We start from the raw sequence: 13,289 nt of genomic DNA on the forward strand, positions 1-13,289 counted from the left end.
GGCAGGCGCATAATGTCATACGCCCGTATCGGAACCGCCGGTACGGGCGTATTTGCTTTTCCGCGTCCAGCATTCATTCCCACGGAGCCGTGCCAGTGAGCCGCAGCAGTTTTGATCGTGCAGGGCTAGCCCTGATGTTCAGCACCATCCTGGTCTGGGCGGGCAGCTGGATCGCGATGAAACTGATCGTCCCGTATATCGGCCCGTTCGACTTCGTGGCGCTGCGCTATGTATCGGGCGGCGTGGTGCTGTTCGCGCTGGCCATCGCGATGCGGCGTCCGCTGGCGATGCCGCCCTGGAAGCTGACCTTGCTGATCGGCCTGACGCAAACGGCCGGATTCCAGGGCTTTGTACAGACGGCGCTGGTATCGGGCGGCGTGGGCAAGGTCTCGCTCATGGCCTACACGATGCCGTTCTGGGTGATCCTGTTCGCGTGGTGGTTCCTGGGCGAACGCCCCACGGCGCGGCATGGTCTGGGCATCGCCATGGCCGCCATCGGGCTGGTCTGTTTCGTCGAACCCTGGAACGGCCTGGGCGATATCCGCCCCGTGTTGCTGGGGCTGGGCAGCGGTTTGTGCTGGGGCGTGGGCACGGTGTTGTCCAAGCGCATGTTCGAGCGGCACGCGCCGGATGTGATGACTTTCACGGCCTGGCAGATGCTGCTGGGCGGACTGGTCATGACGCCTGTCGCCTTTCTGGTGCCGCAGATGCCCGCGATATGGGGCTGGCAGCTTTGGACCGGCATGGCCTACATCGTGCTGATCGCGACGGCCGCGGGCTGGCTGTTGTGGCTGCTGGTGGTGCGCCTGGTGCCGGCTTCGATCGCGGGACTGTCCAGCCTGGGCGTGCCCGTCGTCGCCATGTTGTTCGCCTGGGCGCTGTTGTCCGAACAACCCAGTCCTGCCGAGCTGAGTGGCATGGCGCTGATTCTGGCCGGCATCTGGGTGGTGAGCCGCGCGGCGCCGGCCGTGCGCGCCGACTAATCTTTTTCAGAATTCCTTTTCCATACCAGGATTTTCCATGATCGATCTGCGTAGCGACACCGTCACCCGGCCATCCGCGGCCATGCTGCAAGCCATGGTATCCGCGCCCCTGGGCGATGACGTGATGGGCGACGACCCGACCGTGATCCGTCTGCAGGAGGCGGTTGCCGAACGCACCGGCAAGGCGGCGGGCCTGTTCTTTCCGTCCGGCACGCAAAGCAATCTGGGGGCGCTGATGGCCCACTGCGAGCGCGGCGACGAGTATCTGGTGGGCCAGCTCGCGCACACCTACAAGTATGAAGGGGGCGGCGCGGCCGTGCTGGGCAGCATCCAGCCGCAGCCGATCGAGCACGCGGAGGACGGCTCCCTGCCGCAGGAAAAGCTGGCCGCGGCGCTCAAGCCCGAGGGCGATGCGCACTTCGCCCGCACCCGCCTGCTGGCGCTGGAAAACACCTTCCACGGCAAGCTGATCCCCGCCGACTACGTGCAGGCTGCGACCGACTGGGCGCGCCAGCACGGACTGGCCACCCATCTGGACGGCGCCCGCGTGTTCAATGCCGCGGTGGCCAGTGGCAAGCCGGTGGCGGACCTGTGCCAGCCCTTCGATTCGGTGTCCCTCTGCTTTTCGAAAGGCTTGGGCGCGCCGGTGGGTTCGGTGCTGGTGGGCAGCACCGAGCTGATCGCCCGCGCCCGCCGCTGGCGCAAGATGCTGGGCGGCGGCCTGCGCCAGGCTGGCGTGCTGGCCGCGGCCTGCCTGTATGCGTTGGAGCACAACGTGGAGCGCCTGGCCGATGACCACGAGAACGCCCGCCTGCTGGCGGAGGGGCTGCGCGGCATTCCGGGCGTCAAGGTATTGAGCCAGGACACCAACATGGTGTTCGCTGAATTCGAGCCTGCGCGTTGCGAGGAACTCACGGCCAAACTGGCCGCCGACGGCATCCAGATGCGGGCCGTCTACGGCGGCCCGACGCGCCTGGTCACGCACCTGGACGTGTCCGCCGCGGACGTGCGGCAGGTGGTTCAGGCGGTGGCGCGGCACCTGGCATAGGCAGTGCCGGCGCTCAGGCGTCCGCGCGCAGCACGTCCGACAACACCGAGAACAACTCGTCGATCTGCGCGCGCTCAATGATGAGCGGGGGCGACAGCAGCATGGTGTCGCCCGCCGAACGGATCAGGCAGCCGCGCTCCAGGCAGGCCTGGTGCACGGCATAGGCCCGCTGGCCGGGCTTGCCGTCCAAGGGCTCCAACTCGATGGCGGCCAGCAGGCCGATGTTGCGGATGTCCACCACGTGCGGCAGTCCTTTCAGGCTATGTGCGGCGTCCTCCCAATAGCGCCAGAGTTCGCGGCTGCGCTGGAACAGACCCTCGCGGCGGCAGATGTCCAGGGTCGCCAGGCCGGCGGCGCAGGCCACCGGATGGCCGGAATAGGTATAGCCGTGGGCCAGTTCGATGGCGCTGTCCGGTCCTTGCATGAAGGCATCGTAGACATGCTGCTGCACCAGCGTCGCGCCCATGGGGATGGCGCCGTTGGTCAGCCCCTTGGCGCTGGTGATGATGTCGGGCGTGACGCCGAAGTGCGATGAGGCGAAGGCGCCGTCGATACGGCCGAAGGCGCAGATCACTTCGTCGAAGATCAGCAGGATGCCGTGCGCGTCACAGATCTGCCGCAGCTTCTGCAGGTAGCCTTTGGGCGGCACCAGCACGCCGGTCGAGCCCGCCACCGGCTCCACGATGACGGCGGCGATGGTGGACGCGTCATGCAGCGCGACGATGCGCTCCAGCGTATCGGCCAAGTGGGCGCCCCAATCGGGTTGGCCGCGCGTATACGCCATCTGGCTGCGGTCATAGGTATGCGGCAGGTGGTCCACGTAGGGCAGCAGATTGCCGAAGGGCTTGCGGTGGCCGGCGATGCCCGACACCGACAGGCCGCCGAAGCCCACGCCGTGGTACGAGCGCTCGCGTCCGATCAGGCGCACCCGCTGCCCCTGGCCGCGCGCCCGGTGATAGCCCAGCGCGATCTTCAGCGCGGTGTCCACCGCTTCGGAGCCGGAGTTCGAGAAAAACACATTGGAGAATCCAGCGGGCGCCTCCTGGCGCAAGGCCTCGGCCAATTCGAAGGCCAGGGGATGGCTCATCTGGAACGAGGGCGCGTAGTCCAGTTCGTGGGCGGTGCGGGCGATGGCATCGACGATTTCTGGGCGGCGGTGGCCGGCGTTCACGCACCACAGGCCCGCAATACCGTCGAGCACGCGGCGTCCGTCCGGCCGGATGTAGTGCATGCCCTCGGCTGCGTTGAACAGCACCGGCGCGCGCTTGTAGCGCCGATTCGCGGTGAAGGGCATCCAATAGGCTTCGGCGTTGATGGCGGGTGTGGGATGAGGCGTTGACGATGGCATGGGGGTTCCGGCGTGGATGGATTTGGGGTTCCTATTTTGTATTAATAGATTGATAAATACAATACAAGAAGGACCGAATGCAATCCACAGCGCGGATGCCATGCGTACTCGAGATCCGCCAGGGCGTGCTGGCGGATGAGTGAAAGCGGAGAGGTGGTCAGGAAACTTGCAGCGAGGTCTTCAAGTGGCGCCGCATGAGCTGGGAAGCCCATTCCTGGTCGCCGGCTTCGAGCGCGTCGATGATCTGCAGGTGTTCGCTGCTGGAATTGATGAAGCGCGCGTCGCGGTAGAACGCGGCGTGCTCTTCCAGCCGGCGCAACTGGTTCTGCTGCTGCACCGCCTGCAGGATGTAGCGGTTGCCCGAGAAGCGGGCCAGCATCTCGTGGAACGAGGCGTTGAGATTGAAGAATTCAGTGGCCGAGATGTCGGCGTCGCTGCGCACGGCCAGCGCTTCATGCGCGGCGCGCATGCGCGCCAGCGCTTCGCGGTCCAGGCGGAACGTCGGTTCCAGCAGGCCCGCGCATTCGATGGTCATGCGGAACCGGTAGCTCTCGTTGAGCGCGTCGCGGTTCTCCAGCGACGGCGAAAACTGCCAGCCGTGTCCCTTGCGCTTTTCGATCAGGCCGTCCGCCGACAACTGCAGCAGGGTCTTGGTCAGCACGCTGCGCGGCGCCGGATAGCGCTGCTGAAGATCGCGCTCGGTAAAGGTTTCCGGCAGCGCGCGCGAGGCGCGGTCATCGATCAAGCGGCGGTACAGCTCGTCTTGCGTGGGGCCGGCGCCCGCGATGGCGGGCGGCGCGGCGGCGGGATGGGCCGCCACCGTGTAGCCGCTGTTGGGGCGATGCGTGATGAGGCCCTGCGCGGCCAGCAGCTTGAGCGCGCCGCGCACCGGCGTGCGCGACACCTCGTAGTTCGCCGCCAGCGTTTCCTCCGACAGGTGGTCGCCGGGCGCGTAGCGCCGGGCCACGATGTCTTCCGCGATATGGCGCGCCAGGTCGACTTGCAGCGGAGTGGGGCGGGCAGGGGCGGCGTTGGACATGAGGGCTGGGCGCGAAAGGCGGCGGAGTCGGAATGGTACCGGAGAGCCTCGGGCGAGAACGCCGCAGGCATGGCTCGGTGGAAACCCTTATATTGAACTTTTTCATATATTAGTACAAAATTTGCCCGTCTATGAATCTCGCTCCGGAGTCTTGAGCCGTGACTTTGCCTACCCCTTTCCCCCTGGTCGACGTGCAGGGCAGCCCCTATGAGCGCGGTCGCCAGCACGGCGCCGCCGTGCCTGAACGCGTGGCGCGCAGCGTGGCCCTCTACCGCGGGCAGCTGGAGCGGCGCGGCGTCGCCGCGGATCGCCTGAAGCAATTGGCCGCCGCCATGGTGCCGGTGGTGGGCGACTATGACGCGGCCTACCTGGAAGAGCTGCGCGGCATCGCCGATGGATCGGGCCAGGCCCTGGAGGACGTGGTGGTCATCAACTGCCGCACCGAAATGATGTTCGGTCATGCCGAGTTGGGCCGCGCGCGCAAAGGGCTGGACGATGGCTGCACCGGCCTGATCGTGCTGCCCGAGGCCGCCGCCGGCGGCAAGCTCATGCATGCCCACAACTGGGATTGGCGCGAGGAGTGCGTGGACACCGGCATCGTGCTGCGCATGCGGCGCGAGGACGGTCCCGATCTCTTGATGTTCACCGAGGCGGGCAGTCTGGCGCGCCACGGCTTCAATAGCGCGGGCGTGTCCCTGTCCGGCAACTTCCTGTCCTGCGAGCACGATTACCAGCGTCCCGCCGAGGTGCCGCTGGTGCTGGTGCGGCGCAAGATGCTGGAAGCCACCAACATCTGCAACGCCATGAAGGTGCTGTGGGCGTCGCGGCGTTTCTGCTCCAACAACCTGATGCTGGCGCAGGCGCAGGGCGAGGCGGTGGACCTGGAGTGCTCGCCCGACGAGATCTTCTGGATCACGCCCGAGGATGGCCTGCTGGTCCACGCCAACCATTGGATCAGCCCGCCCGCGCGCGCCAAGCTGTTCGACAAAGGCCTGGCCGCCAATCCGGATTCGATCTACCGCCAGCGCCGCGTGCAGGACATGCTGGCGTGCGCGGCCGGCGGCATCGACTGGGACACGGTCAAGCGCATCCTGGCCGACGACTTCGCCGCCCCGGACGGCGTGCTGCGCTCGCCCAAGCCGGCCAGCTTCGACAGCATCTCGGCCACGGTGGCCACGACCTTGATGGAACCGGCCAGTGGCGTGATGTGGATCGCCCGCAAGCCCTACGAAGGACGCAACTTCGCTGAGTACCGGCTCTTCTGATCCGGCCCCGGACCCGTATGCGGCTAGCGCCGCCCATGGAGTGACCCCCTATGAATTCGCATGGTTCGCGCGTCAAGAACGCGCTGCTGTTGACCGCCGCGCTGGCTGGCGCCATGGCCGGCATGCCCGCCGCGGTGTGGGCGCAGGCCGCCGTTCCTGAAATCCGCTACGCCGAAGGTTCGGGCACGCCGACCACGCTGCCCGGCGGGCGTTCCCGCAACACCTCCACCGACAACGTGCTGGCCCACGTGGTGGAGTCCCTGGTGGCGCTGCGCGCCGACATGAGCGTGGCCCCCATGCTGGCCGACAGCTGGACGCTGTCCGACGATAAGCGCGCCTACACCTTCAAGCTGCGCCAGGGTGTCACCTTCCACGACGGCTCGCCGATGACCTCGGCCGACGTCAAGTGGACCTACGACTATCTCAACGGCGCCCAGTCCGAGTATTCCTGCAAGAACCTCTACGACGGCAGCAAGGGCGCCAAGGTCGTGGCGGTGGAAACGCCGGATCCGGCCACCGTGGTATTCAGGCTGGAGCAGCCCTACGCGCTGTTCCTGGACCAGATGGCCAGCGTCCAATGCCCGATGCCGGTGCTGAGCGCCAAGAGCGTCGATGCCGAGGGCAAGTGGGCCAAGCCCATAGGCACCGGCCCCTACGTCCTGGCGGAATGGAAGAAGGAGCAGTACCTGCTGTTGACGCCGTACGCGGGCTACAAGCCGCGCGAGGAAGCGCCCAGCGGCATGGCCGGGAAGAAAACTGCGCAGGCCAATGTGCGCTTCGTTGTGATTCCGGACGCTGCGGCGCAAAAGGCGGCCCTGATGGCGGGGCAGGTCGACGCCTACAACGCGGACGAAGACAATCTGCCGGTCAAAGATCCGCGCTGGAACATCGTCACCGAGCAGGGGCTGGATACCGTCAATCTGCTGATGCAGACGCGCGCGCCCTTGCTGTCGGATGTGAACATGCGCCGGGCCATCGCGCTGGCGCTGGATTTTCCCGGCATCGCCCGGGCGCTGAACAACGGCCAGGCCGCCTACAACCCGTCCCTGGTGCCGGCCGCCAGCGCCTACTACTCCGAAGCCGACCGCGCCGGTTACGAGAAGAACCTGAAAGAGGTCAAGCGTCTGCTCGACGCCGCGGGCTATCGTGGCGAACCCTTGAAGCTGCAGGCCAACAAGCGCTATCCCTATCTGTACCGGGTCGCGGTGGTGACGCAGCAGTTGCTGGGCAAGGCCGGCATCAAGGCCGAACTGGACATGCTGGAGTGGGGTACCCAGGTGACCAACTTCCGCGAAGGAAAATTCCAGCTGATGGCATTCGCCTACTCGGCGCGCACCGAGCCCGCGCTGATGTTCCGCGACGTGATCGGCGACAAGTCCAAGACGCCCATGGCCCAATGGGAAAGTCCTGAAGCCGCCGCCATTCTGGAAGGCATCGAGGCCGAGTCCGATCCCGCCGTGCGCAAGCAGGCGTTCGACAAGCTGCATGCCTTGATGCTGCGCGACACCCCGCTGCTGATGTACTACAACAAGCCGGGCTATGTCGTGGTCTCCAGCAAGCTGCAGGGCTTCACGGGCTGGCCGCTGCGCAAGCCGCGTTTCTTCAACGTGACCAAGAACTGAGGCGCCGTGCTGGGCTATCTACTCAAGCGCATCGCGGCGTCGGTGCCCACCGTGATCGTGGTCACGGTGCTGGTGTTCGCGCTGATACGCGCGATTCCGGGCGATCCGGCCTCGCTGATGCTGGGCGATATCGACAACCCGGCGCTGCTGGCGGAAATGCGCCACGCGCTGGGGCTGGACCGCCCCGTCGGCGAGCAGTTCCTGATCTGGGTGGGCAACGCGCTGCAGGGCGACCTGGGCATGTCCATCGCGCGGCGCGAACCGGTGATGCATCTGGTGCTGACGCATTTTGCGGTGACGGCCCAGGTAGTGCTGACGGCGACGCTGCTGGCCTGCCTGGTGGCGGTGCCCGCCGGTATGGTCGCCGCCTGGCGCCAGAACCGCCGCGCCGATACCGCCATCGTGTCGACCTCGATCCTGTTCGTGTCCATGCCCAGCTTCTGGGTCGGCATCCTGTTGATCTGGCTGTTCGGCGTGAAGCTGAACTGGCTGCCGGTGTACGGCTTTGAATCCATCGCCCAGGGCGGCCTGGGCGCGGCGCGTTATCTGGTGCTGCCGGTATGCGCCATCGTGCTGACGGAGATCGCCGCCATCACGCGCATGATGCGCGCCAGCACCATCGAGACGCTGCGGCTGGAATACGTGGCGCACGCGCGCGCCAAGGGCCTGCCGGAAAAACGCGTCATGCTGCGCCACGTGCTGCCCAATTCATTCGGTCCCACCCTGACGGTGATCGGCTTGATGCTGGGCCATCTGCTGTCGGGCGCCGCGGTGATCGAGACCGTGTTCACGTTGCCGGGCATCGGCCGCCTGCTGGTCGAAAGCATCTATGCGCGGGACTACCCGGTGGTGCAGGGCTGCCTGCTGTTCATCGCGCTGTTGTACGTGGCGGTCAACCTGGTGGTGGATCTGCTGTATCCGCTGTTCGACCCGCGCGTGAAGCTTCAATAGGATCATCATGGGTTTCAAACATACCAATGCCGTCCTGGGCGGCGCGCTGGTCGGGGGCGTTGTGCTGCTGGCCCTGGTGGGGCTGGTGTATACGCCGCACGATCCGCTGGAAGGCGATCTGCTGGCGCGCTTTTCGCCGCCGTCGGCGGAGTACTGGCTGGGCACCGACGAGTTCGGCCGCGACGTGTTGTCGCGGCTGATGGCGGGGGCCGGCGTCAGCGTGGCGGTCAGCGTGTTCTCCGTGCTGCTGGCGCTGCTGCTGGGTACGACCATCGGCGTCACGGCGGGCTATGCGGGCGGCTGGGTCGACCGTGGCATCACGGTACTGGTGGAATCGCTGATGGCGTTTCCCGGCCTGCTGCTGGCGCTCGGCATCATGACTGTGCTGGGTCCGTCCAAGTGGGGCGTGGTGCTGGCGTTGGGGTTGGCGTATTCGCCGTCGGTGGCGCGCATCGCGCGCGGCGCCGCGCTGTCGCTGCGCCAGCGCGATTTCGTCATCGCCTCGCGCGCCACCGGACACAGCGGCTTGTGGACGGTGCTCCGCCACGTGCTGCCCAATTGCTTTCCGCCTCTGCTGATCTTCGCGACCTCCATCTTCGGTTCCGCCCTGCTCGCCGAGAGCGCGCTGAGCTTTCTCGGCCTGGGCGTGCCGCCGCCGCTGGCCACCTGGGGCGGCATGCTGTCCGAGAGCCGCAACGCCATGGATCAGGCGATCTGGCTGGCGGTGTTTCCGGGCGCCATGATCTCGCTGAGCCTGTTGGGCATCAACCTGCTCGGCGACGCGGTGCGCGACCTGCTGGATCCGCGCATGCGGGGGGTGATGGCATGAACCTGGCCCAACCCTTGCTGTCGGTACGCGATCTGGAGATCCGCTTTCCCGGCAAGCGCGACGCCGCGCCCGTGGTGAACCGCGTGTCGTTCGACCTGCACGCCGGCGAATCGCTGTCCATCGTCGGGGAATCCGGCAGCGGCAAGACGCTGATCGGCAAGACCTTGCTGGGCCTGTTGCCTGACTCGGCCCGCATCACCGGCGGACAAGCCCTGTTTGAAGGCCAGGACCTGCTGCGGCAGGCGCCGCGCGACTGGCTGGCGAAGCGCGGCACCGGCATCGGCATGGTGTTCCAGGAGCCGATGGTGTCGCTCAACCCGGCTTTCCGCGTGGGCGAGCAACTGATCGAGGCGCTGGTGCTGCGCCGTGGCATGACGCGCCGCGCGGCCTGGGACGAGGCCGTGCGGATGCTGGAGCGGGTGCGGGTGCGCGATGCGCAGGATTGCATGAAGCGCTACCCGCATGAATTTTCCGGCGGCATGCGCCAGCGCATCCTGCTGGCGGGGGTGATGCTGCTCAAGCCGCGTCTCCTGATCGCGGACGAGCCCACCACGGCGCTGGACTGCGTGGTGCAGAAGGAAGTGCTGGACCTGATGTGCGAATTGACGCGCGAAGAGGGCACGGCGCTGATCTTCATCAGCCACAACCTGGCCCTGGTGGCCGCCTACACGCAGCGCGTGCTGGTCATGTGCCGCGGCCGGGCGGTCGAGACCGGGCCGGTGGCCGAGGTGCTGTCGCGGCCGGCGGACCCCTACACGCTCAGCCTGCTGGACGCGCTGCCCAAGCGCGGTTTGGCCCGCCCCGCCGTGGAAGGGCCGCCCATCCTGCAGGTTGATGGGTTGGCGATCGATTACTCGGTCCGCGAGGGCTGGTTCCGCAAGCGCGCGGTGCGCGCCGTGCACCGCGCGACCTTCGCGGTGGCGCCAGGAGAAACGCTGGCCATCGTCGGCGAATCGGGCAGCGGCAAGACCACGGTCATGATGTCTATCCTGGGACTGGTGCCGCAAGCCCAGGGGCGCATCGAGCTGGACGGCCAGGCTTTGCCCGCGGGCGGCTCCGGCCAGGCCTGGCAGGCGGCGCGCCGGCGTGTGCAGATGGTGTTCCAGGATCCGTATTCATCGCTGGATCCGCGCATGACCATCGGCGACCTGGTGGGCGAGGGCCTGCGGCTGGAGGCCGGCATGACGTCCGAGGTCCGGCGCACGCGCGTGGCGCAGGCGCTGCGCGACGTAGGGCTGGGCGACGACTACGCGGAACGCTATGCGCATGAGCTGTCCGGCGGGCAGCGGCAGCGCGTGGCGATCGCCCGGGCGCTGGTGCTGCGGCCCGAGGTGATCATCGCGGACGAGCCGGTGTCGGCGCTCGACGTCACCGTGCAGAAGCAGGTGCTGGAGACCCTGATGTCGCTGCAGCGCTCCCACGGCTTCGCCTGCCTGCTGATTTCGCACGATCTGGGCGTGGTGGAGCAGATCGCCGACCGCGTGGTGGTAATGCTGCGCGGCCATATCGTCGAAGAGGGCACGCGCGACGAAGTATTCGACCGGCCCACGCATCCCTACACGCGCCGCTTGCTGCAAGCGGTGCCGGAACTGCGCGGCAGCCGGGCCGAAGGCTTTCGCGTGGAGGTGCGCGACTTGCCCGCGGGGCAAGGACGCGACGAGGCCGACTACTTCGATCCATCGGCCGCGCAGGGCCTGCCATCGATGACGGCGGTGTTGGAATCCGGCGCCACCCATCGGGTGGCCTTGGCCGCGGCGGCAGCCGGGGCCTGAAGTACAGGCTTCAGCCGTGGCGGTCGCGGCTGTCGGCGGGCGCCGCGTCGCGCTGGTTCATGCCGTAGTCGCGTAGCACTTGCGCCACGCGCAGGCGATAGTTGGCGAAGACGCCGCCGCGCCCGGCTTCCTGGGCCCGGCGGTGCGACTCCAGCGTGCGCCAGCGCTTGACCGATTCTTCGTCTCGCCAGAAGGATAGCGACAGGAGCTTGCCCGGCTCGGTCAGACTCTGGAAGCGTTCTACCGAGATGAAGCCATCCATGGCCTTCAGTTCATCGATCAGGCCGGCGGCAATATGCAGATAGGGGGTGGGGTCGCCATGGGCGGGTTCGACTTCGAATATCACTGCGATCATGGTGCGGGTTCCTCGGAAAAATCAAATTGGGGCACGCGTGCATTCGGCAGCGGCCGGTAGCGGAAACGGGCCGCGAGCGCGGCAGCGTCGATGCCTGCGCGCAGCAGGTGGCTGAGCGCACCCGCCGCATGCTGGCGGGCAGGCAGGCGGCCGGGGCAGGCATGCCCGTGCGCGCCAAAAGTCCAGTGCGCCTCGGGCTGTACCGTGGCCGCCGCGGCCAGCACCAGCAGCACGGTCTGGCCCGCTGCGATGCGTTGGCCGCCAATGTCGATGTCGGCGGCGAGAAACCGCCGCGTGTTGTGCAGCGGCGGGTCGCTGCGTTCGACTTCATCCATCAAGGCCAGCGCTGCGTCTTCCGTGGGATCCGCGGGCAGGCCGCGCCGCCCGGCCAGGATGATCGCGTTGCCGAGCAGGCCCGCGCCCGCCTCGCAGGACTGGAATAGCAGGCCGGCCAGATTGGCGGCCAGCAGCGCGGGGACTATGCCCGCCCGCGCGCCGTCTTCGCGCAGCCTGCGCAAGGCAGGGGCGGCATCAGGGGCCTGCAGATGTGATTCGAGGCGGGTTTGCAGGCGCATCGCGGCGGCGTGTCCCGCCTCGATGCGATCCGCCGTGGCGGTGGCGGGCAGCGCCGACAGAAATGCCGCGATGTCCGCCGCGCAATCGGCGTACAGGTCCGGCGGCAAGCCCAGGAATGCGGCTTGCGCGTGCACCGGCGCGGCGCTCAGGTAGCGGTCGACGGCCATGGCGTTCAGCGGCCCCGGATCCGGCCACGCTGGCGGACAGGTCTGGGCGCCCTGCTCGCGGATGAAAGCGCTCAGCAAGGTCTTCACTTGCTGGTGGATCCTGCTGTCGTTCATGCGCACGAAGCGGCCGAACAGGTCGGCCGCCGGACCGGTTCCCAATCCTTTCGGCACCGGCTCCGCCACGGGACGCACGCGCGCGGCAGGGTGCCGCATGATGGCCGCTATCGTGTCCGGATGGCTGGCTACCCATAAGTCCAGCGCCGCTTCGCGATACAGCGGCCGCTCGCGCGCCAGCGCGGCATAGTAGGGATAGGGGTCAGGATGCGTGACTGCCTGCAGGGGATGGGCGGGATGCATGGCGATGGCCGGTGGTGAATCCGGCTGCCAGTATCGTCCAGCCTGGACGACCACGATTCGATGGGCGGCGAACTATGCCTGCGTGGCTTCGGGGTCGCCAGCGCCGGTGGTGGCCAGCAGCGCGGCATAGCCGAGCCGCGAGTCCGGCCATTGCAGCGTGAAGCCGCTGGCGCGTAGCCGGGCATTGCTGAGCTTCTTGCTGCCGACGTTGGCAGGCGCGGGCGCCTCGCGCGGCGCAGGGGCGCCGATCAGTCTGGCCAGGTCGGCGTATAGCTCATGCAGGGGCAGGGGCGTATCGTCGCAGCCTACGTAGACCGGCGCCGCTTCGGGCAGGAGCGCGAGGTGCACCACGGCCGCGGCGGCGTCATCGATGTGGATCCGGTTGGCCCAGTGTGCGGGCTGGGTCGGCGCGCCCGCTGCGCCCTGGCGCAGGCGCTCGATCAATTGCAGGCGTCCGGGGCCGTAAAGCCCGGCCAGTCGCAAGGCGGTGGACGGCAGGCCATAAGTCGCCAGTGCGGTTTCGGCTTCGAGCAGCACCCGCCCGTTGACGCCCAGCGGCGCGGGCGGGGTGTCTTCGTCGACCCAGCCGCCTTCATGTTCGCCATAGACCGCGCTGGACGAGATGAACACGACGCGCTTGAGCTGCGTCGTGTCCAGCGCGTCCAGCACGTGCTTCAGGCCGTCGACGAACACCGCGCGGTACGCGGCGGCCTCGCGCGCGCCGGGCGCGGGCAGGTGGATGAGCCGCGTCACGCCGCGGGGCAGGGCGGGCAGTCCGTCCGGGCGGGAGATGTCGCCTTGCAGCCAGCGTATGCCGTCCGCGCCACCGGCAGGCGGGTTGCGGCGCAGCGCGTAGACGTCGTCGCCGCGCGCGAGAAAGCGCCGGGCCACGCGCTGGCCCAGGTCGCCGCAGCCGATGAGAAGTACGCGTTCGGTCATGGAATAGTCCTGCTCGTCGAAAAAAAAAGGCGCCCTGT

The 13,289-nt window shown here is 67.7% G+C and carries 12 protein-coding genes; 7 read left to right on the forward strand and 5 right to left on the reverse strand.

Translation table 11 applies throughout. From position 1 onward, the window contains the following. Nucleotides 1-95: 95 nt before the first annotated feature. Nucleotides 96-983 carry a DMT family transporter gene (locus AXYL_RS07855; protein ID WP_013392260.1) on the forward strand — a complete coding sequence of 296 codons (888 nt, stop codon included), beginning with the start codon at nt 96-98 and terminating at the stop codon, nt 981-983. Nucleotides 984-1,020: 37 nt separating this feature from the next. After that, a complete protein-coding gene (ltaE, locus tag AXYL_RS07860; RefSeq protein ID WP_013392261.1) occupies nt 1,021-2,031 on the forward strand; it encodes a low-specificity L-threonine aldolase in 1,011 nt (336 codons plus the stop codon). Nucleotides 2,032-2,044: 13 nt separating this feature from the next. Here ltaE and AXYL_RS07865 read toward each other — a convergent pair whose 3' ends face one another. After that, entirely contained in the window at nt 2,045-3,379 is a 1,335-nt protein-coding gene (locus AXYL_RS07865; protein ID WP_013392262.1) for an aspartate aminotransferase family protein, read from the reverse strand. Between the two features lie 157 nt (nt 3,380-3,536). Continuing rightward, nucleotides 3,537-4,418 carry a GntR family transcriptional regulator gene (locus AXYL_RS07870; RefSeq protein WP_013392263.1) on the reverse strand — a complete coding sequence of 294 codons (882 nt, stop codon included), beginning with the start codon at nt 4,416-4,418 and terminating at the stop codon, nt 3,537-3,539. Between the two features lie 158 nt (nt 4,419-4,576). Here AXYL_RS07870 and AXYL_RS07875 point away from each other — a divergent pair, with 158 nt between their 5' ends. From AXYL_RS07875 to AXYL_RS07895, 5 genes are read left to right on the forward strand one after another with little or no spacing between them, the layout of a single operon-like run. Next, nucleotides 4,577-5,683, forward strand: a complete 1,107-nt coding sequence (locus AXYL_RS07875) for a C45 family autoproteolytic acyltransferase/hydolase (protein ID WP_013392264.1) — start codon at nt 4,577-4,579, stop codon at nt 5,681-5,683. Nucleotides 5,684-5,733: 50 nt separating this feature from the next. After that, the gene (locus AXYL_RS07880; RefSeq protein ID WP_013392265.1) at nt 5,734-7,305 is read left to right on the forward strand and encodes an ABC transporter substrate-binding protein; all 1,572 of its coding nucleotides are present in this window, start codon (nt 5,734-5,736) and stop codon (nt 7,303-7,305) included. 6 nt (nt 7,306-7,311) lie between these two features. After that, nucleotides 7,312-8,256: an ABC transporter permease gene (locus tag AXYL_RS07885; protein ID WP_013392266.1), complete on the forward strand. Its 945-nt coding sequence runs from the start codon at nt 7,312-7,314 to the stop codon at nt 8,254-8,256. Between the two features lie 7 nt (nt 8,257-8,263). After that, nucleotides 8,264-9,085 (forward strand): ABC transporter permease, encoded by an 822-nt coding sequence (locus tag AXYL_RS07890; protein WP_013392267.1) that lies wholly within the window; start codon nt 8,264-8,266, stop codon nt 9,083-9,085. Continuing rightward, nucleotides 9,082-10,857 carry an ABC transporter ATP-binding protein gene (locus tag AXYL_RS07895; RefSeq protein ID WP_013392268.1) on the forward strand — a complete coding sequence of 592 codons (1,776 nt, stop codon included), beginning with the start codon at nt 9,082-9,084 and terminating at the stop codon, nt 10,855-10,857. Before AXYL_RS07890 ends, AXYL_RS07895 begins: the two co-directional genes overlap by 4 nt. A 10-nt stretch (nt 10,858-10,867) precedes the next feature. Here AXYL_RS07895 and AXYL_RS07900 read toward each other — a convergent pair whose 3' ends face one another. From AXYL_RS07900 to AXYL_RS07910, 3 genes are all read right to left on the reverse strand, one after another. Further along, nucleotides 10,868-11,212: an antibiotic biosynthesis monooxygenase family protein gene (locus tag AXYL_RS07900; RefSeq protein WP_013392269.1), complete on the reverse strand. Its 345-nt coding sequence runs from the start codon at nt 11,210-11,212 to the stop codon at nt 10,868-10,870. Further along, nucleotides 11,209-12,312 carry a cytochrome P450 gene (locus tag AXYL_RS07905; protein ID WP_013392270.1) on the reverse strand — a complete coding sequence of 368 codons (1,104 nt, stop codon included), beginning with the start codon at nt 12,310-12,312 and terminating at the stop codon, nt 11,209-11,211. The genes AXYL_RS07900 and AXYL_RS07905 overlap by 4 nt, the downstream gene beginning before the upstream one ends. Before the next feature lie 72 nt (nt 12,313-12,384). Continuing rightward, a complete protein-coding gene (locus AXYL_RS07910) occupies nt 12,385-13,251 on the reverse strand; it encodes an NAD-dependent epimerase/dehydratase family protein (RefSeq protein ID WP_013392271.1) in 867 nt (288 codons plus the stop codon). Between the last annotated feature and the right edge of the window lie 38 nt (nt 13,252-13,289).

This window comes from Achromobacter xylosoxidans A8, assembly GCF_000165835.1.
GTDB lineage: Bacteria > Pseudomonadota > Gammaproteobacteria > Burkholderiales > Burkholderiaceae_B > Achromobacter > Achromobacter xylosoxidans_B.